At 71.5% G+C, this 19132-nt stretch carries 15 protein-coding genes; 4 read left to right on the forward strand and 11 right to left on the reverse strand.

What is annotated here, in order from left to right:
• Nucleotides 1-24: 24 nt before the first annotated feature.
• The 11 genes from QN141_07730 to QN141_07780 all read right to left on the reverse strand — a co-directional run bounded on the left by QN141_07730 (nucleotide 25) and on the right by QN141_07780 (nucleotide 13728).
• Nucleotides 25-2244: an AAA family ATPase gene (locus tag QN141_07730; GenBank protein MDR7558363.1), complete on the reverse strand. Its 2220-nt coding sequence runs from the start codon at nucleotides 2242-2244 to the stop codon at nucleotides 25-27.
• Nucleotides 2241-3359, reverse strand: coding sequence for a DNA repair exonuclease (locus QN141_07735; protein ID MDR7558364.1), 1119 nt, complete (start codon nucleotides 3357-3359; stop codon nucleotides 2241-2243). Before QN141_07735 ends, QN141_07730 begins: the two co-directional genes overlap by 4 nt.
• Nucleotides 3356-6406, reverse strand: coding sequence for an ATP-dependent DNA helicase (locus QN141_07740; GenBank protein ID MDR7558365.1), 3051 nt, complete (start codon nucleotides 6404-6406; stop codon nucleotides 3356-3358). Before QN141_07740 ends, QN141_07735 begins: the two co-directional genes overlap by 4 nt.
• A complete protein-coding gene (locus QN141_07745) occupies nucleotides 6399-7046 on the reverse strand; it encodes a RecX family transcriptional regulator (protein ID MDR7558366.1) in 648 nt (215 codons plus the stop codon). The genes QN141_07740 and QN141_07745 overlap by 8 nt, the downstream gene beginning before the upstream one ends.
• Before the next feature lie 4 nt (nucleotides 7047-7050).
• Nucleotides 7051-8109, reverse strand: a complete 1059-nt coding sequence (gene recA, locus QN141_07750) for a recombinase RecA (GenBank protein ID MDR7558367.1) — start codon at nucleotides 8107-8109, stop codon at nucleotides 7051-7053.
• Between the two features lie 94 nt (nucleotides 8110-8203).
• A complete protein-coding gene (thpR, locus tag QN141_07755) occupies nucleotides 8204-8788 on the reverse strand; it encodes an RNA 2',3'-cyclic phosphodiesterase (GenBank protein ID MDR7558368.1) in 585 nt (194 codons plus the stop codon).
• Nucleotides 8785-10023 carry a competence/damage-inducible protein A gene (locus tag QN141_07760; protein ID MDR7558369.1) on the reverse strand — a complete coding sequence of 413 codons (1239 nt, stop codon included), beginning with the start codon at nucleotides 10021-10023 and terminating at the stop codon, nucleotides 8785-8787. Before QN141_07760 ends, thpR begins: the two co-directional genes overlap by 4 nt.
• A gap of 2 nt (nucleotides 10024-10025) precedes the next feature.
• Complete coding sequence (locus QN141_07765; GenBank protein ID MDR7558370.1) at nucleotides 10026-10820, reverse strand: DUF4115 domain-containing protein; 795 nt, start codon at nucleotides 10818-10820, stop codon at nucleotides 10026-10028.
• Nucleotides 10821-10839: 19 nt separating this feature from the next.
• Nucleotides 10840-11769 carry a pseudouridine-5'-phosphate glycosidase gene (locus QN141_07770; protein ID MDR7558371.1) on the reverse strand — a complete coding sequence of 310 codons (930 nt, stop codon included), beginning with the start codon at nucleotides 11767-11769 and terminating at the stop codon, nucleotides 10840-10842.
• The gene (locus tag QN141_07775) at nucleotides 11756-12661 is read right to left on the reverse strand and encodes a PfkB family carbohydrate kinase (protein MDR7558372.1); all 906 of its coding nucleotides are present in this window, start codon (nucleotides 12659-12661) and stop codon (nucleotides 11756-11758) included. Before QN141_07775 ends, QN141_07770 begins: the two co-directional genes overlap by 14 nt.
• Nucleotides 12658-13728 carry a BMP family ABC transporter substrate-binding protein gene (locus tag QN141_07780; GenBank protein MDR7558373.1) on the reverse strand — a complete coding sequence of 357 codons (1071 nt, stop codon included), beginning with the start codon at nucleotides 13726-13728 and terminating at the stop codon, nucleotides 12658-12660. Before QN141_07780 ends, QN141_07775 begins: the two co-directional genes overlap by 4 nt.
• A 231-nt stretch (nucleotides 13729-13959) precedes the next feature.
• On the opposite strand from QN141_07780, the gene QN141_07785 reads away from it, so the two are divergent.
• The 4 genes from QN141_07785 (at nucleotide 13960) to QN141_07800 (ending at nucleotide 18970) form a co-directional block, all read left to right on the forward strand.
• The gene (locus tag QN141_07785) at nucleotides 13960-15276 is read left to right on the forward strand and encodes a BMP family ABC transporter substrate-binding protein (GenBank protein MDR7558374.1); all 1317 of its coding nucleotides are present in this window, start codon (nucleotides 13960-13962) and stop codon (nucleotides 15274-15276) included.
• Between the two features lie 142 nt (nucleotides 15277-15418).
• A complete protein-coding gene (locus QN141_07790; protein MDR7558375.1) occupies nucleotides 15419-16987 on the forward strand; it encodes an ABC transporter ATP-binding protein in 1569 nt (522 codons plus the stop codon).
• The gene (locus QN141_07795) at nucleotides 16950-17993 is read left to right on the forward strand and encodes an ABC transporter permease (GenBank protein ID MDR7558376.1); all 1044 of its coding nucleotides are present in this window, start codon (nucleotides 16950-16952) and stop codon (nucleotides 17991-17993) included. Before QN141_07790 ends, QN141_07795 begins: the two co-directional genes overlap by 38 nt.
• Nucleotides 17990-18970, forward strand: coding sequence for an ABC transporter permease (locus tag QN141_07800; protein MDR7558377.1), 981 nt, complete (start codon nucleotides 17990-17992; stop codon nucleotides 18968-18970). Before QN141_07795 ends, QN141_07800 begins: the two co-directional genes overlap by 4 nt.
• Nucleotides 18971-19132: the final 162 nt, after the last annotated feature.

Genomic DNA, 19132 nt, shown 5'->3' on the forward strand with positions numbered 1-19132 from the left:
GCGGGGTCCTGCCTGCTCCCGCCCTCATCGCTGCTCCCACAGCGGACCCACCGCCGGCGGAGGTGGTTCGGGGTGCGCCGTCTCTGCCTCCCGCACCGGCGCCATCGCCGGCGCCGCGGCATCGCCCCGCGCCGGCAGCTCGATCAGCCGGTCGGCGTAGGCGTCGTAGTGACGGCTGCAGGTGAACAGGAAGACCTGGTGCTCCGCGGCCAGGGCCCGCAGGACGCGCACCGCGGCGGCACGGCGATGGTCGTCGAAGGTGATGAACGGATCGTCGAACAGCAGCGGCGGCCGCCTGCCTCCCGTCAGCACGGCGACCAGGGCCAATCGGGCGGCGAGGTAGACCAGATCCACCGTACCCCGGCTGAGCTGGGGCTCCTCCGCAGGCACCCAGGCGCCGGCGTCCTCCGACCACACGGACAGCTCGAGGTTCTCCCCCTCCACCTGCATCCGGCTGTAGCGTCCGGCTGTGGCCGTGCGCAGGTACTCGGAGGCCTTCTCCTCGACGACCTGGCGGAGCGGCACCTCGGCGGCGCGGCGGGCCTCCAGCAACCCCTCCAGCGCCATCCGGCAGACGCGGTGGTGCCGGCGGAGTCTGGCCAGCGCCTCCTCCGCCTCGTGCAGCTGCTCTTCCCTGACGGCCAGCTGCTCGGCTTCGGCGGTCAGGCGCTCGACGTCCACGGCCAGCCGCATCTCCCGCCGGCGCAGGGCGGCCAGACGCTCTTCGAGGTCGGGCACCTCGCGCTCCAGTGCCTGGACCTGGAGCGGCGTGAGGCGCTTGGCCGCGACCTCGGGGCTGCGCAGCCGTTCCTCCAGGCCGAAGAGGTCCCGCCGGACGGTCTTCCACGCTTCCACGATCGCTTCGTCATCCCGACCCTCGCGCAGGGTGGCCAGGAAATCGGCCGTCTGCCGGCGCTGCTGGACCAGCTCGCGGTACCGGCGCAGCCGTCCCTCGGCCTCCTCGATGGTGGCACAGCCCAGCCGATCCAACAGCCGCCGGGTTTCGACGGCCAGGTCGTCGAGCTCCCGGGCCAGCGCCTGCCGCCGCCGCTCGCATTCCTCCCGGCGCGCCGCGGCCAGGTGGCGCCGGTGCGCGGCCCGGAGGCCCGTCCGGATCGCCGCCGCGACCACGGCCGCCCCCAGGGCGATCGGGACGGCGGCCCAGGATCCCAGCACCCGCACGGCCAGGCCGCCCGCAACGATGAGCAGCAATCCGGCGGCCGCAGCCAGGCCGGGGAGACGCCACGCGACGGGCTCGAAGGCGGGCTCCTCGAGTTCGCGGCGGACGGCGGCCAGATCCTGTTCGCGGCCGGCCCTCCGCTCGTGCAGCGCGCGCAGACGCACCGTCGCCGCCTCGTCGATCGCCCCGGCCGATGTCGCCGCCTCCAGTTCGCGGTCCAGGGCCACGAGGCGCGTGGTGTACTCCTCGATGCGGCGGACCTTCTGCTCCCACATCTGCTCCTCGCGCCGGCGGGCGGCGAGACGCTCCTCCAGCTGCAGGATCTCGCGGTTGCTCTCCAGCAGCGCCTTCTTGGTCGCATGACTCTCCTCGAGCCGCGACCGCTCCGCGGCCACCGCGAACAGTTCCCGGCGGGCGTGCTCCGCGGCGGCGGCGGAGCGCCGGAGTGCTTCCACCGTCTCACGCAGGGCGGCGACCTTGCGCTCCGCGGCCGCCAGCGCTCCCGGCTCCCTCGCCGCCGCCCCGCGGCTGCCGCGCTCCAGCGTCCTGAGGTAGCCGTCCAGCCGCCGCACCGCCGCGCTGACGTCCTCTTCCCCGCCGCCGATGACGCGACCCAGTTCCCTGCCGATGCTGCTCACGTGGATGCGATCCAGGTGCGCCTGCGCGATGTGCGCCGTGGCATCGAACAGGGCGTCGGTGGGCAGTCCCAGCGCCGCGACGAGACGCTCCTGGACCGCCTTATGCGCCCTCCAGGACTGCCCCAGGCTGTCGGTGAGCACGACCTCGCGCGCGGCGTAGTTCTTGGTCAGGGTGAAGCGCCGGCCGTTCAGTTCGAACTCCAGGAGCAGTTCGGGAGGGTCGTCCGCCCCCCAGGAGCGGTACTGCTCGCGGGACCGGGGCGAGGTCGTGGCCGGGTTCTCGTAGAGCACGGTCCGGATGGCCATGCGCATCGTCGACTTTCCCGCTTCGTTCGGGCCGACGATCACGTTCAGACCGGGCGCAAAGTCGAAGGACGCCTCGGGCAAGCCCAGGAAGCGGCGCAGGACAAGACGGCGGAGGATCACGCCAGCACCTCCCGCCCCTGCAGCACGGCCACACCCATCTGCAGCGCCTCTTCCAGGAGCGGTCGCTCCTCCTCGGACGCCGCGGCGATCTTGTCCTGCATCAGGCGGACGTATCGTCCCAGCACGGTGTCCGGGGAGACCGCGTGCAGGGACCGTTCGTCCACCCACACCTGGGTCCGGTTGGTGATGCGCAGCCGGAAGAACCGATCGGCCAGCTCCTCTTCCAGGGCGCGGGTGTTCAGGATCCGGTCCAGGGGAACGAGACCGGTGAGCGTCACGTCGCAGATCGTCTCCGCATCGGCCGCCGCCTCGATGGCGCGGCGGATGGCGGAATCGTCCGCCGCGGCGACGTCCAGATCGATCCGCCGGTAGACCCGTCGGCCCACCCGCTGCCGCCTGATCTGGGCCGCCCCCGGGGCGGCGATCTCCACGAGCAGGACGTGCCCGGCACCTTCCTGATCGTAGGCCAGCAGCTCGGGCGACCCCGCATACCACGCCGGCGTCGGCGGCCCGACCACTTCCGCCGCCGAGTGCCAGTCCCCGAGCGCCAGATAATCCAGCCCGAGGTCGCGGATCTCCTGCGGGTGGATCACCCCCGGGCCCTCGACGACCCCGGCGCGGTAGAGGGAACCGTGGGTCAGCCCGACGGCGAAGCGGGTCGTCCGACCCCGCGGCCACCCGGCCAGGGGGCTGGTCGCCGCGCCCGGATCGGGCGACCGCCCGATCACCGTGAGGTCCAGATCGGCAAAGGTCACGGTCTCGACAGTGGGACCAAAGAAGATCGTGCTTGGGCAGGCCGTGCGCAGGCGGTCGTGGCCGCCGAGGTACCCGTCGCGACCGACGTCGTGGTTTCCGGCCACGACCGCGATACGGATCTGCGCCTCCTCCAGCCGACGCAGTTCGCGGCCGACCAGGTCCAAGGTGGCGGGGGACGGATGCGGGGAGTCGAACAGATCGCCGGCGATGAGGACCAGATGGACCCCTTCGGCGACGGCCAGGTCCACCGTCCGGACCAGGGCCGCCTCCAGGGCGCGGCGCTGCGCCGCGCCCCTTTCCCCCAGCATCCGAAACGGACGGCCCAGATGGAGGTCGGCCAGGTGCAGGAGGCGGATCACTCCTCGACCTCCGGGTCACCGGTGGCGGTGTACGGACAGATCGAGGCGAAGGCGCAGTACCGGCAGGCGCGGTAGAAGTCCGGGGTGGCCACGAACTGCTGGCGCCGGATTCCCTGGGAGACCCGCTCGATCACGGCGCAGGTCTCCGCCAGCAGCTCGTTGTCCGGGACGGCGCCGCCGACCAGGACGCCCTGCGGCCCGAGGAAGTGGAGCTCGAGGCGGTCGGGCATGGCCCCGTACACCTCGCGGTAGGCCAGGGCGTAGATGGCCAGCTGGAGGCTGTCCCGGGCCCGGCGGTCGGCGTCCTTCTGGGTCCGTACGTCGCTGGTCTTGAAGTCGATGAGCACCACCTCGCCGCCCCGCAGGTCCACCCGGTCCCAGCGGCCCTTGACCCGCGTGGCGCCCACCTGGAAGGAGAAGGGCGCCTCGACGAAGGTGGGGACAAACCCGGAGGCCTCCTGAAAGGCGTAGAACTGCGCCAGCACCTCGCGGCCCTCCTCCATCCGCTGGTCCTCGTGCTCGCGGCTGATGAACCCTTCGTTGATCCAGGCCCGCTCGAAGTGGCGGAGGAGGTCGTCGAGACCGACCCGCTGCCGGCGGGCCTTCCGCCGGTGGTACTCCCGGATCGCCTCGTGGATCGCGGAGCCGTAGACGACGCGGTGATCCCGCATCAGCGGCACGCGCAGGATGTGGGTGTACTTGTACTTCAGCGGGCAGAGAGCGTAGTCGTCCACCTGCCGGAAGCTCACGGTCAGCGGCGTCTCCGGCGGCAGCACCCCCTCCAGCCGCTGCTGACCGTCCTGCGGCGGGGCATGGCGGTGGATGGCCTCGACCGGCGACGCTTTGTAGGCGGCTGTGTCCACCTGGGGCAGATCGAGGGCTTCCAGCACGAACCGGCTGACCTTGCGCGGCCGCAGGCCGCCGTAGTCCCGCGCGCTGGTGAAGTACAGCTCCCGCCGCGCGCGGGTCATCCCGACGTAGAAGAGCCGGCGTTCCTCCTGGAGGTGGAAGTCACCGCCCGGCAGGATGTCTTTCACCAGCGGATCGGGCAGCGGAATGGTCTCGCCGCGGTTCCGCACCGGGAAGCGGTCGGCCACCGCGCTGACCAGAAAGACGATGGGGAACTCCAGCCCCTTCGCCTTGTGCACGGTGAGGAGGTGGACGGCATCCTGGTCGAAGTCGGCCTCGGCCACGGCGGGATCGTCTCCCGCGGCGATGAGGTTGTCCAGGTGGGCGACGAACTCCGGCACACGGTCGTAGGCGGCGATCTCACCGTAGCGCGCCACGAGGTCGAAGAACCGGGCCAGGTTCGCGACCCGCACCTCGTCCTCGGGCAGACCGGAGGTGGCCAGGCGCCGGATGTAGCCGGTGCGCGTGACCAGGTACTCGTAGAGGACGCGGCCGGTGACGTGGTCTTTCATGAGATCGCGCATCTCTTCCAGGTCCTGGAGGAGCTTGGCCACCGCGGCGCGGCTTTCCGGCGCCAGCTCCGCGGCCAGATCGGCGAACCCCTCCTGGTCGAGGTGCCGGAAGACATGTTCCAGTGTGCGGTGCTTCCGGTCGGCGTAGTTGAGAGCCTTCGCCAGGTCCGTCGCCGGGATGAGGTAGAGGGGAGAGACCCCCAGGTAGTAGACGCTCAGGTTGTCGCCGGGCCGGGCCAGCGCCCGGAGAAAGGCGATGGCCAGCCGGATCTCCTCCCGGTTGTAGAGCCCGCGGCTGCCGGTGAAGCGGTAGGGGATGCCGCGCATGTTGAGGGCGCGCATGAACGGATCGGCGTCCGCGTTGCTGCGCACCAGGATGGCGATGTCCCGGTAGCGGGCCTCGCCCCGCTCCACCTTCTCCGCGATCCGCGAAGCGACCCAGTCCGCCTCACTGCTCAGGGTGTCCAGGTGGACGTGCTGCGGCGCCATCCCCGGCGGGGCCACGGCCTGCAGCCGCTTGTCCAGCCCGATCCTCGCCTCCAGCCGGTCGGGGTTGTTGTGCCGGATGAGACGGTACGCCGCGTCCAGGATGGCCTGGGTGGACCGGTAGTTGACGGTGAGCACCACCTGGCGGGCCCGCGGGTAGACCTCCATGAAGTTGAGGATGTTGCTGATCGCCGCGCCGCGGAACTTGTAAATGGATTGGTCGTCGTCGCCGACCACCGTGATGTTGGGCTCGGGCTGCCCGGAGGCCAGCAGCCGGACCAGCTGGAACTGCGCGTAGTTGGTGTCCTGAAACTCGTCGACCAGGATGTACTTGAATCGCTGCTGGTACTCCCGGAGCACGGCGGGGTGCTCGCGCAGCAGCCGCAGCGAGAGCGTGATCAGGTCACCGAAGTCCACGCACCCCTCCGCGGCCAGCAGCTCCTGATAGCGGGCGTAGGTCAGGGCGATCTCCCGCTGCCGCCGGGCGTGCTCGGCCAGCTCCCGGTCGGAGGGGTCCGCCTCCGCGGCGCGGACCGCCTCGTCGGCGAAGGCCAGGTACTCGGCGGGGGTGACGTCCTCGTCTTTGGCCCGGCTGATCAGGGCCAGCATCGCCTCCACATAGCGGGTCGGGTCGCCCAGGGGGCGGTAGTGGTCCAGGGGGAACTCGAAGAGCCGTTCCCGGAAGAAGATGACCTGCTCCGCCTTCGTCAGGATGCGGAAGTCCGGCGTCAGCCCCAACTCCAGGGCGTGATCGCGCAGCAGGCGGTCGCCGAAGGCGTGGAAGGTGCCGATCCAGACGTCCGTATACCCGTAGGGGACCAGGACGTCGACCCGCTCCTCCATCTCCGCCGCCGCCTTGTCGGTGAAGGTCAGAGCCAGGATCTCCGACGGCCTGGCCCGCTTCGTGGCGATGAGCCAGGCGATGCGCCGGGTGATGACGGCGGTCTTCCCCGTGCCGGCACCGGCGACGATCAGCAACGGACCGGATTCGTGGGTGACGGCCTGGCGCTGCTGCTCGTTCAGGTCGGCCAGGATGCCTTCGGCGGCGTCGGACGACCCGGGGGCGGGGCCTGCGGGCAGGTCCAGCACCAGCTGCGCCGATCCTTCGTCACTGGTCGCCCGTCGCAACCGGTCAGCCACCGTCCGTCACCAACATCCGTCCCAGAACCGCCCGCAGCGCGGCCGCCGTGGCCTCCGGGGAGAAGCCGCGGCGGGACAGCACGCCGGCCAGGCGCCGCTGCACGACCTCGGCCGGCTGCGCGCGGTAGCGCCGTACCCTGGCGCGCGCCAGGCGCAGCGCCAGCTGGTACTCGTCCGTCTCGGAGAACGCCTCGCGCAGGGCTGTCTCGATGACCTCGGGGGCGACGCCCTTGCGGAGGAGTTCGCCGCGCAGCCGCAGGGCTCCTGACGGCCGCAGAGCGAGGCGCCCGGCGATCCAGGCCCGGGCGAATCGGGCGTCGTCGAGGAACCCTTCGGCCGCCAGCCGCTCCACGACGTCGCGGATCACCTCAGGGGCGACGCGCCGGCGGCGGAGGCGATCCTCCACCTCCCGCCGGCTTCGCAGCCGCACAGTCAGGAGCCGCAGGGCGATCTCCAGGGCCCCCGCCGCCTCGGCGCGGGCCCGCAGCTGCCGGACCGCCTCCGCGGTGAGCTCCGCTCCGGCCTCCAGACCCAGCGCCTCCGCATCCTCCGCCCGCACCCGGAGGACCACCCCGCCGTCGAGGACGACCCTCCGGCGGCGCCAGCGCCCGGATGGCGGCCCGACGCGCAGGACCCTCACATCGTTACGCCTTTCCTCTGGTGACCGGCTCCTTCCCGGCCGGAGCGGTCTCGCGGATCTCCGGGGCGGCGGCCTTGAGCAACCCCACGGCCAGCCGGACCCGACGGTCGATCTCCCTGGCCAGCTCCGGATTGCTCTCCAAAAAGTCGCGGGCGTTGTCGCGGCCCTGCCCCAGCTTCATGTCGCCGAAGGCGAACCAGGTGCCCGTGCGCTGGACGATGCCGTGCGCGACGGCCACGTCCAGGATGTTGGCCGCCTTGCTGATCCCCAGGCCGTAGAGGATGTCCACCTCCGCCTCGCGGAACGGCGGGGCGAGCTTGTTCTTCACGACCTTGATCCGGGCCCGCATGCCCTTGACCTCGTCCCCGGACTTCAGATTCTCGGTGCGGCGGATCTCCATGCGCACCGAGGCGTAGAACTTCAAAGCCCGTCCGCCGGTCGTGGTCTCGGGCGAGCCGAACAGGACCCCGATCTTTTCCCGGATTTGGTTGATGAAGACGACGGTGGTGCGCGAACGGCTGATGGCGCCCACGAGCTTGCGCAGGGCCTGGGACATCAGGCGCGCCTGCAGCCCGACGTGGGCGTCGCCCATCTCCCCTTCGAGCTCGGCTCTGGGCACCAGCGCCGCGACCGAATCCACGACGATGACGTCCACCGCACCGCTGCGGACCAGCGTCTCGGCGATCTCCAGCGCCTGCTCGCCGGAATCGGGTTGGGAGAGCAGCAGGTTGTCCACGTCCACGCCCACCGCCCGCGCGTAGTTGGGATCGAGCGCGTGCTCGGCGTCGATGAAGGCCGCCACGCCCCCCTCGCGCTGCGCCTCGGCGATGATGTGGTAGCCCAGGGTGGTCTTGCCGGACGACTCCGGGCCGTACACCTCGATCACACGGCCGCGGGGCACGCCGCCGATCCCCAGGGCGATATCCAGACCCAGCGCGCCGGTGGAGATGACCTCCACGGCCAGCCGGCTTCCGGCCTCGCCGAGTTTCATGATCGAACCCTTGCCGAACTGCTTCTCAATCTGGGCGACCGCGAGGTCGAGGGCGCGCTGGCGCTCGTTCATGGGCGTGCCTCCTGCCGGGCTGGATTCAGAGTCGCAGGCAGTCTACCAAACGTTTGTTCGCTTGTCAATGACCTCCGTGGGTCAGGGACGACTACTACTTCTCGTAGGGGGAGAGCGGGACCTCCTCAACCGGTGTGTAGAGTGGTCCCTGAGGCCGCAGGAGGCTCTCCACGACCCGCACGGAGGTCACCTCCTGTGTACCTACCACCGCACCCTCCAGAGCGGCCAGGGCGCGGCTCGTAGCGCCCCACAGAGCGCTCTCCTTGACCCTGGCCAGGGTCAGGTGCGCCGAGAACCCCCTGGGGTCCTTCGGAAAGCGGTGGCGGCTCAATGCCTCTTCCACGCGGCGGGCCAGGTCGACGAGCTCCCCTGCGCCGTCGGAAACGCCGACCCACACCACCTGCGGTCGGCTCAGGCTCGGAAACGCTCCCACTCCCGACACGACGATGCGAAACCGCCTCACGCCGGCGCACCCCTCCCGCACGGCCTGCCGCGCCGCTTCGAGTTGCGCGTCGGAGATGTGCCCCAAAAAGCGCAGCGTAAAATGAAGGTTTTCCGGAGGCACCCAGCGTAGGCGCGCGCCGGCCTGCTCCAGACGGCGTTCCAGGGCCACCACCGCCCCATACAGGGCCGGGTCGAGCGCCACGGCGACGAACACCCGGTGGCCGTCGGCGCTCACCCGCGCAGCAGGTGCAGGCGGACGAGGTTGAGCGCCGCCTGCGAAGCCAGATAGCGAATGCCCTGCCGGCCGGGCTCGGAGCCGAAGGTGAACCGGCGGTGCAGCACGCCGCCGGCGTCGGCCAGCCCGATGAACACCAGACCGACAGGTTTCTCCGCCGTCCCTCCGCTCGGGCCGGCGATCCCGGTGATCGAGACGCCCAGGTCGGCGCGGGCGCGATCCCTGATGCCGGCGGCCATCGCCTCCGCGACCTCGGCGCTGACCGCTCCGCGGGCCTCCATCAATGCCGCTGGAACGCCGAGCAGATCGGTCTTGGCGGCGTTGCTGTAGGCGACGACGCCTTCGAGGAAATAGGCGGAACTGCCGGGCACGCTGGTCAGCCGCTCGGCGAGGAGTCCTCCGGTGCAGGACTCCGAGACGGCGATGGTCAGCCGCCGCGCCTTCAGCAGTTCCCCGACCACCGCTTCCAGGGTCTGGTCGTTTACTCCGTAGACGAGATCGCCCAGGCGCTCCCGCACCAGAGCCTCTCCCCTGGTCAGCTGCTCACGCACCGCCTCGGGCGGACCTTTGGCCGTGATCCGGAGGTGCACCTCGCCCAACTTGGCGTAGGGCGCGATCGTCGGCGCCGTGCTCCGGATGACGTCTTTGATCCGGGCCTCCACCGCCGACTCGCCCTCTCCCGTCACCCTCAGGACCACCGAGGCGATCGACGTCCCGCCGCTGCGCTCGGCCAGGTAGGGGATGACGTAGTCGCGCATCATCCCTTCCATCTCGAAGGGGACGCCGGGCATGATGAAGATCATCCGCCCGGCCGACTCCAGGTGGATGCCCGGCGCGGTTCCCCGCCGGTTGGGGATGACGCGGGCGTGGCGGGGAATCAGAGCCTGCTTGTAGACGGTGTCCGGCGGGACGCGGCCCCGGGTCTCGAAGAACCGCGCGATGTGGGCGGCGACCTCTTCGTCGCGGACGAGCTCCTCGCCGAGCGCGGCGGCCACCGCTTCCACGGTGAGATCGTCCTCGGTCGGCCCCAGACCGCCCGTGATCAGGATCGCCTCGGCCCGGCTCATCGCCAGGTGGAAGGCCTCCTGGATGCGCCGGGGATTGTCGCCGACGGTCTGCTTGAAGAACAGGTCGATGCCGAGCCCGGCCAGGGCCTGCGCGATGAAGGCCGCGTTGGTATCGACGATCTGCCCCAGGAGGAGCTCGGTTCCGACGGAAATGATCTCAGCCCGCATCGTCAGGGCGCGTCGGGGGCTTTGAAGGTCTGCTCCCACACCTGCCGCCGCGGCGGAGGCAGGAAGGGCCGGCCGTTGACCCGGACCTGCACGGCCGGAGCGTTGCCGACCCGGACGGTCAGTTGCCGCCTGGCGTGCCAGCGCCGGACATCGCCTTCCCGGATGATCCCCTGGAAGAGCCGCTCACCGTCGGCCGCGACGCGGATCCACGACTCGCCGGTCGCCGTCACCTCGACGGTGACCCCTGCCGCCGGTTCCGAGGGCGACGGCCGTTCCGCTCCCGGTTCGGGTCCAGGTTCGGGCCCCGGCGGCGGCTCCGGAACGCTGGGAGGAGCCGGCGCCGGTTCCGGCGGAGGCTCGACCGTCGGCGCGGACGGCGCGACCTCGGGAGGCACCGGCCGGTTGAACTCTCGCAGCTGGATGTAACCGACGATGCCGACGACGAGCGCTCCGGCTGCGACGACGAGCGCGACGCGGGCGGCCGCGCGGCGCAGTCGGGAGCGCGGCGCGGCCGGCCGGATCGGGACCTCCACGCCGGCCGGGCCGACGATCGGCGGGAGTTCGGCATCCAGCGGGTAGGCCTCCAGCAGCCGGTCGGGATCGAGGCCCAGCGCGGCCGCGTACGTCCGCAGGAACCCCTTCACGTAGGCGCGGCCGGGCAGACGGTCGAACCGCTCTTCCTCCAACGCCTGCAGGTAGGCGGCGCGGATATAGGTCTGCCGTTCGAGGGCCTCCAGCGCCAGCCCCCTGGCCTCCCGCGCGTTGCGCAGGCGCTCGCCGATGCCGAGGTGGTCCATCCTCGCGGTCTGTGTTCCATCACCTCTGGAGGCTTTCCTGTGCCGCCTCGCAGGCGATGGCGGCGGCGAGGACGGCGTTGGCGCGCAGCAGCGCGAGGTTGGCCCGCAGCGTGCGCCCGCCGGTGATCCGGCCCAGCGCATCCAGCAGGGCCGGGGTCACCTCCCCGCCCCGCAGCGCCCCCACCCGCGCCCGGGCTTCGCTCACGGCTTGAGCCACCTCGTCGGGCGTCAGGGCTTCCCCGGTGGGAATGGGGTTGGCCACGAGGACCGCCCCGGGCTGGCGGAGCCGCCGCTTGTTCCGGAGAATCGCCGCCGCCTCCGCCGGCCGGTCGATCCGACGGGGAGCGGGATATCCGCCGTCAGGGAGGTAGAAGTTGGGAAACCGGTCGGTGCCGTACGCCACCGCCGTCACCCCCGCCGTCTCCAGGTACTCCAGCGTCCTGGCCGTGTCGCAGATGGCCTTCGCGCCCGCGCACACCACGATGGCGGAGTGCCGCGCCAGCGCCGGGAGATCGGCGGAGACGTCCCACGTCTGCTCCGCACCCAGGTGGACACCGCCGATGCCCCCGGTGCTCATCACGGCGATTCCTGCCGCCTCGGCCACGGCCACCGTCGCCGACACCGTGGTGCCGCCGCAGGCCCCCGCGGCCACCGCCACGGCCAGATCGCGTTCGGCGATCTTCCACGCCGAGGGGTCGGCGAGGCGCCGCAGTTCCCCGGCGGTCGCCCCGACGACCACACGGCCGTCCACGACCGCGACGGTGGCCGGGACGACTCCGGCCTTCCGCACCTCCGCCTCGAGCATCCCGGCGGTCTCCAGGCCCGTCGGCGGAGGCAGGCCGTGGGAGACGACGGCGGACTCCAACGCGACGACGGGATCTCCCCGGCGCAGGGCCGACGCGACTTCGTCGGCAAGCACGACGAACTCGGGGAGGTCACCGGCGGCCACGGAGCGCCTCCAGGGAGAGACCGGGGTGGGTCGCGCCTTCCACTTCAAGGGTCATGGCGGCTGCGGCCATGGCCAGCCCTGCGCCGGCTTTCGCCTCCATCCCCGTCAGCAGGGCATAGACCGCCGCCGCCGCGGCGGCGTCCCCGGCGCCGGTGGGGTCGCGTACGGCCACCGGCGGCGCATCCACCCACACCTCCTCCGCCCCAAACCAGCCGAGTCCCTGCGGGCCCATCGTGATGAGCACCGTCCCTCCTTCGGGTCGGAGTCTCCGCGCGGCGCGGGCGGCGTCTCCGCGGGACCGGATCTCCAGACCCGTCAGTGCGGCGGCCTCGGGGACGCCGCAGGCGATCAGGGACGCCCGGGGCAGCACCGGGCGCAGCCGTTCCGCCTTCGCCGCCGACACCGCCAGCAGGCACAGCCGCGTCCCGCCGGCAAGGTCGGCCGCGCGGACAATGGTGGCCGGCTGAAGGTTCGCGTCGACGACCACGGCCCCGGCGTCCTTCAGCAACCAGGCCCGCTCGTCGAGGTCGGAGGGCGCCAGCGCCTCCGCCGCCGACATATCCGAGACCGCCCACAACAGCGCCCCGGCGTGCTCCACGGCCACGTAGTAGTTGCCCCGTCCGTGGATCCGGATCACGCCGCTCGTGTCCACTCCGGCGCGGGCGGCCTCGGCCAGCGAGACGGTCGTCAGGGGATGGGCGTCGGCCGCGGCGATGAGCCTGACGGACAGCCCGAGGCGCGCCAGGTTCTCGGCGACGTTGCGGCCCGCGCCGCCGGGGCCGATCCGCACCCGGCCGGGATTGCTCACCGCCGGCACCGGCGGCCCCGACGGTTCGGCCACCACATCGACGTTCACCCCGCCGATGACGACGACCGGCCCGGGAAGACTCACCGTCGCGGGCGGGCGCGCAGGAAGGCGTCCAGCGCCGCCCGCGTCGTGGGCACCGCAATCCGGCCGTCCACGATCCTGGCCCTCAACTCCTCCAGCACCGGTTTGATCTCGGCGAGCATCTCCGTGTTGAAGTCGTTCTCCGCGTAGGTGATCCCCTCCCCGGCCAGCCCGTAGTGGCGGCACCCGCCGGAGAGCGTCCCGTTCACGAACGCCTTCACCGTCTCGTACACCGCCACATCAACGCGCTTGACCACGCTGGTCAAGATCCGCGACCGGGCCTCGTCCTTCGCCCGCAGGGCCTGGTCGGCGTCGGAGCCGATGACCAGTCTGCGCCTCAGCACCGCGGCCTCGAAGACGCCCCGATCCGCGCCGGCCGTCTGGTAGACGACCTCCGCGCCCCGGTCGAACTGCGTCAGCGCCAGCCGCCTCCCTGCCGCCCGGGCGTCGGACCCGCTCTGTTCCTCGAGGTAGTCCGCCACGACGACCGTCTGCGGCCTGACGTAGCGCGCGCCGGCGGTGTAGGCGATCTCCGACGCTTCGGTCCGGGGCGTCCTGGCCCCGGCCAGGAATCCGATCACCCCGCTGCGGGATTTCAGCGCCGCCGCCGCGCCGGCCAGGAACGCCCCTTCCTGCTCCCTGAACTGCAGGCAGGTGAGGTTGTCCGCGGGGTCCAGACCGGGGAGAACGCCGTCCACGAGGACGAAGCGGGTCGCCGGAAACTCCGCGGCCGCGCGCCGGAGCTCCGGCGCCGCCGCCTCGCCGATCCCGAAGACGAGCCGGAACTCCTCCCCCGCCAGCCGCCGCAGCAACTCCGCCCGATTCCCACCGCCGGGGGACGGTTCCACCTCGCGCGTCAGCAGGCGCGCGCCGAGCTCCTTCTGGGCCCGGGCCAGCCCGGCGTGGGCCATGTCGTTGAAGGCCAGATCGCCGCGGCCGCCGACCTCGAAGACGAGCCCCACCTTGTGGGGAGGTGGTACCGGCTGTCGGGCGAGCGGCGCGCACCCCGCGGCCGCCCCCAGCAGGACGAGCCATACCAGCACCCTGCGCGGGGCGGCGGGGCGGGCCATCGGGTGCCGGAGCCTCATCGGGAGCACTGCACTAGATTCCTGCCGGCGCAGTGGTCTCCTCTGTGCAGCGTGCCCGCGCTCCCGGCCGTCACGCCCGCCGGCGCGTCGCAGGTACGCTTTCCGCCGCGGCGAAGTGGTGTTGGCGGCAGCCGGACGCCGAGGATGGTCCGTCACTGCGCCCCGCGGGATCCTGCCGCGGCGAATTCAGGCTGCCCAAGGAGGACGGAGACCATGAAGTCTCGACCGGGGCTCCTGGCACTCGTCACCGTGGTCGTGATCCTGCTGCTGCAGACGTCCGCCCCGACGCCCGCGCCGGCCGCCGCGCGGGTGTTCAAGATCGCCGTGGTGTCGGACGTCGGCGGCCGCGGGGACCTCAGTTTCAACGACATGGCCTTCAAGGGCGGCGAGGACGCCGAACGCGACTTCGGCGTCCGGATGGTGGAACTGGTCAGCAAAGTGGAAGCGGACTACGTCCCGAACCTGACCACCGCGGCCAGGGATCCCGACGTGCAGCTGGTGGTCGGCGTGGGCTTCCTGCTGAGCGACGCCCTGGCCCAGGTGGCGCAGCGCTTCCCCAACAAGAATTTCATGGGCATCGACACCTTCTCCCAGTCCATCGTCAAGGACAAGTTCCCGGCCAAGTACCCCCTGCCCAACCTGATGGACATCGTCTACGAGGAGCACAAGGGCAGCGCCCTGGTGGGCGCGCTGGGTACGCTGCTCGCCGCGCAGTACAACAAGCCGTACATCGGCGGGGTGTTCGGGATCGAGATCCCCGTCCTCTGGAAGTTTGAGATCGGCTACAAGTGGGGCGCGCGCTGGGCCACGGAGTGGATGCTGAAGAACAAGCCGGACAAGGCCTTCAAGTACCGGTCGGACTTCGTCCTGTGGACCTACACGGGAACCTTCAGCGACATCCCCAAGGGTTACGCGGCGGCGAAGGCGATGTACGCCAAGGACGCCGTCGCCGTCTACAACATCGCCGGGCCGCTGGGGCTGGGCATCAACCAGGCGGTGCAGGAGATCGCCCGGGCCAGGGGGCTGCGCAGCGGGCCGCCCTTCTGGATCGGGGTGGACGCCAACCAGGACTGGATCAACCCCGGCTTCGTCATCGCCAGCATGATGAAGCGCGTGGACAAGGGCGTGTACTTCGCCACCAAGTGGGTGCGGGACGGGACCTTCCGCAGCCTGGTCAAGCAGCACAACGGCGTGGTCGTGCTCGGGATCGGCACCCGGGTGGCCGGGGCCCTGGCCGAGGGCATCTCGGTCAGCACGCTGGCCGACCTGGACGAGTTCGTCCAGATGGGGGTCAACGCGGAGCGGCTGACCCGCAAGAAGGTCCTGCCGGCTCCTCCGGCCGAGATCCGCGCGCGGGTGAAGGCGATGCGCGACGCCCAGCCGGCATGGGTCTGGCAGGCGGTGGCGGAACTGGAGAAGGCGATCCGGGAGGGCCGGGTGACGGTCCCCCTGGTGCTGACCAAGCCGGACATCGAGAAGTGGCGCAACGAGCTGGGCTGGACGCCTGAGCCGAAGCGAAGGGTCAGCTAGCGCGGCGCGTCGCCGGGCAGGGGCAAGCGCGGACTGAGGCGCGGGTGGCGCGGTCCGGTTTGCCCCTGTTCGTGTCCGGCCGCAGCCGCTGCTACCGGCGGCGAGGCGGGGATCCCCGGAGGCGAGATTCCGGAGGACGGCCATGAGCGGAGCGCCCCGCATCGAGATGCGGGGGATCCACAAGATCTATCCGGACGGCACCGCGGCCCTGCGCGGTGTGGACTTCCGCCTGCGTCCGGGGGAGATCGTCGCCCTCCTGGGCGAGAACGGGGCGGGCAAGACGACGTTGATGAAGATCCTCTCCGGTCTGCTGCGGCCGACGCGTGGGGAGATCTTCATCGACGATCGCCCCGTGCAGTTCAGCAACCCCTCCGATGCGCTGCGCGAAGGGATCGGCATGGTCCATCAGGCGTTCACCCTGGTGCCGCCCTTCACGGCCCTGGAGAACGTCGTGCTGGGGCAGGAAGGCGCCGGCCCCCTGGGCCCCCTGCGGCGGGAGGCGGCGCGGGAACGGGTGGCGCGGCTGCTGGCGGAGACCGGCCTGTCCGTCCCGCTGGACCTGGCGACGGAGTCGCTGCCCATCGGGGTGCAGCAGCGGGTGGAGATCCTCAAGACTCTGTACCGGGGGACGTCGGTGCTGATCCTCGACGAGCCCACCTCGGCCCTTACCCCGACCGAGGTGCGGGACCTCTTTGAGTTCCTCCGCGGGCTCGCCGCACGGGGGCGATCCATCGTCTTCATCAGCCACAAGCTCAGGGAGGTGCTGGAGATCTCCGGCCGGGTGGTCGTCCTGCGCGACGGGCAGGTCACGGGAGAGGTCCCCACGGAGCGGGCCACCCCCGAGCATCTCGCCGAGCTGATGGTTGGCCGCAAGGTGGTTCCCCAGGTCAGCCGCTCGGCGAGACCGGCCGGCCGGCCGGTCCTGGAAGTGCGCCGCCTGCGCGTGGCCAGCGACCAGGGCGCCCCGGCCGTGAAGGACCTCTCCTTCCAGGTGCGGGAGGGCGAGGTGTTCGGCATCGCCGGCGTGGAGGGCAACGGGCAGAGCGAACTGGTCCAGGCCCTGACCGGACTGCGGCCGGTCCAGGAGGGGGAGATCCTCCTCGGCGGAACCGTGCTCCGCCACCTCCATCCGCTCGAGGTCTACCGCCGCGGGGCGGGCCACATCCCGGAAGACAAATCCCGCTTCGGCCTGGCCCTGAACTTCGACCTCACCGAGAACGCCATCCTCAGCCGGCAGCGGGAGCCGGCGTTCGTCACACCGTGGGGCCGCCTCAACTGGAGCGCCATCCTGGCCTACGGCCGCCGGCTCGTCGAACAGTTCCGGGTGGTCGCCCCCGGCCTGCGGGCGCCGGTGCGCAGCCTGAGCGGCGGCAACCAGCAGCGGCTGCTGGTCGGCCGCGAACTCAGCAAGCGGCCGGTGCTCATCGTCGCCGTGCACCCCACGCGCGGGCTGGACGTGGCCTCCACGGTGGACATCCGGGAATTGTTGGTCCGCATGCGGGACGAGGGCAAAGGGGTCCTCCTGGTCTCCGCGGACCTGGACGAGATCCTCGAACTCAGCGACCGGATCGCCGTGATGTACGAGGGCACCTTCATCGGCGTGGGCGGCGCCGAGGAGTTCACCCGCGAGGAGATCGGCCTGATGATGGGCGGCATCATCCCGAGAGGACGCGATGCGAGGACGCCGGCGGCTCCCCCGGCCGCTGATTGAACTGACGGCGACGATCGTGGCCGGCCTCGCCGCCGGGGCGCTGCTGGTCTTCGCCTTCGGGCACGACCCGATCCGGGCCTACCGGGCGCTGTTTGTCGGCGCCTTCGGCAGCGTCCAGGACGTCCTCGAGACGCTGGCCTTCGCCACGCCGCTCATGCTCACGGCGCTGACCTTCGCCGTCGGGGTGCGCGCCGGCCTGTTCAACATCGGCGCCGAAGGGCAGATGTACGTGGGAGCGGTGGGCGCCATCGCCGTCGCCGGATTGATCCCGCTCCCGCCGGGCGTCCACCTGGCGGCGGCGACGGCCGCCGGGATGGTGGCCGGCGGGTTGTGGGCCGTCGTCCCGGCCCTGCTCAAGGTGACCCGCGGGGTGCACGAAGTCATCTCGACGATCATGACCAACTGGATTGCGTTCTACCTTTCTACATACCTGGCCCTGGGGTTTCTGACCGGAGCCGGACGCGGCGACAGTACCCGTCCGGCCCTGCCCACGGCCCGCTATCCCGTCCTCACCGAAGACGCCACGCTGACCGCGGTCATCTTCGTGGCGGTGGCCTTCTGCCTCGCGGTTTACCTCTATCTGTGGGGCACCCGCGCCGGCTACGAACTCCGCCTGGCCGGAGAGAACCCCGAGGCGGCCCGCTACGCGGGGGTCAACGCCGCCGGCGTGACGGTGATGAGCTTCGTCATCGGCGGGCTGGCGGCCGGGCTGGCCGGCGCCAGTCAGATTATCGGCCGGCCGCCGGCCTGGGCGTTGTATGCGACCTTGGGCAACGTGGTCACCCTGGGCTTCGACGGGATCGGCGTGGCGCTGGTGGGCCGCAACCACCCCCTGGGCGGGGTGCTGGCCGCCTTCCTGTTCGGCGCGCTGGCCCACGGCGGCCGGCTGATGGAGTACCAGGCGGGCGTGCCCTCCGAACTGGTGCGGGCCCTCAACGGCCTGATCGTGATGACCCTGGCCGTTCCGGAGCTGTGGACGCTCCTGCGGAGGAGGTTCGCCCGGTGACCGCCCGCCGCCGCGCCGGGACCGCGTTGCTCGTCGCGGGCGCCGTCGCCCTCTTCGCCTCCCTGCTGCAGCGCCTGGGGCTGGGGCCGATTTCGCTGCTGGAGGCCGGGTTGCTGGCCATGACCCCGCTGGCGCTGGCCGCGGTGGGCGAGTGCCTGAACGAGAAAGCCGGCGTGGTCAACATCGGACTGGAAGGCATCTTCATGATCAGCGCCGTGGCGGGGGTCTGGACGGCGGAGGTCTTCAGCAGCGGGCTGGCCGGCCTGGCGGGCGGCGGGCTGGTCGGCGCGCTCGTGGGCGCGGCGCTGGGGGCGATCAGCGTCTACGGGCGGGCGGATCAGATCATCGCCGGGATGGGGCTGAACATCTTCGCCCTGGGCTTTATCCCCTTTTTGTTGATCAGCCTGTGGGCCTTCCCCGGCATCCACCTGTTCCCCAACGAGCTGATGGTGCCGCGCTGGTTCACGCCGCTGGGCCAGATCAGCCCGGTCACGGTGGGGGCGGTGGCCGTCGCCGTCCTGGCCCACCTCCTGCTCCACCGCACCGTGCTGGGCTTCCGCATCAAGGCCGTGGGGGAGCGGCCGGAGGCGGTGGACGTGGCCGGGTTGCGCGTGGACCGCCTGCGCCTGTTCACCAGCACCCTGGGCGGCGCGCTGGCCGGGATCGGCGGCGCCTTCCTCCCGCTGGGCTGGTTCGGCGCGCTGGTCAAGGAGATCTCCGCCGGCCGCGGCTTCATCGCTCTGGCCTGCGTGGTGTTCGCCGGGCTGGAGCCGATGCTGGCCCTGGGGGCGGCGCTGCTCTTCGGCTTCGCCGACGGCTTCGCCTCCGCGGTGGCCGTCACCCCCGGCGTGAAGGAGCGCATCCCCTTTTACTTCGTGAGCATGATCCCCTATATCACCACCCTGGTGGTCGTCGCCCTGGTCATCGGCCAGCGCCGCTTCCCCCGCACCGTCGGCCGCCCCTACGCCCGCGAGTAGCCGGAGCCCCACCCCGCCGGAAGATTTTTCCTTGACAAAAGTGGGTCCGCGTAGTCCAATTAAGGGGTTGCACACACCCGGCCGTTACGGCGAGGCAGGCTCTTTGAACCCTTCCGGCCCCAGGCATCTCAGGTAACGACCACGGCGCCGCCGCGGATCCCC

The sequence above is a fragment of the Armatimonadota bacterium genome, assembly GCA_031459765.1.
Lineage (GTDB): Bacteria > Sysuimicrobiota > Sysuimicrobiia > Sysuimicrobiales > Kaftiobacteriaceae > Kaftiobacterium > Kaftiobacterium secundum.

What these genes read in the sequence shown, in the direction of transcription:
- QN141_07760 (MDR7558369.1), bottom strand. Translation starts at nt 10,023, where the DNA reads ATGCGGGCTGAGATCATTTCCGTCGGAACCGAGCTCCTCCTGGGGCAG.
- QN141_07795 (MDR7558376.1), top strand. Translation starts at nt 16,950, where the DNA reads ATGCGAGGACGCCGGCGGCTCCCCCGGCCGCTGATTGAACTGACGGCG.
- QN141_07765 (MDR7558370.1), bottom strand. Translation starts at nt 10,820, where the DNA reads ATGGACCACCTCGGCATCGGCGAGCGCCTGCGCAACGCGCGGGAGGCC.
- QN141_07785 (MDR7558374.1), top strand. Translation starts at nt 13,960, where the DNA reads ATGAAGTCTCGACCGGGGCTCCTGGCACTCGTCACCGTGGTCGTGATC.
- QN141_07790 (MDR7558375.1), top strand. Translation starts at nt 15,419, where the DNA reads ATGAGCGGAGCGCCCCGCATCGAGATGCGGGGGATCCACAAGATCTAT.
- QN141_07780 (MDR7558373.1), bottom strand. Translation starts at nt 13,728, where the DNA reads ATGGCCCGCCCCGCCGCCCCGCGCAGGGTGCTGGTATGGCTCGTCCTG.
- recA (MDR7558367.1), bottom strand. Translation starts at nt 8,109, where the DNA reads ATGAACGAGCGCCAGCGCGCCCTCGACCTCGCGGTCGCCCAGATTGAG.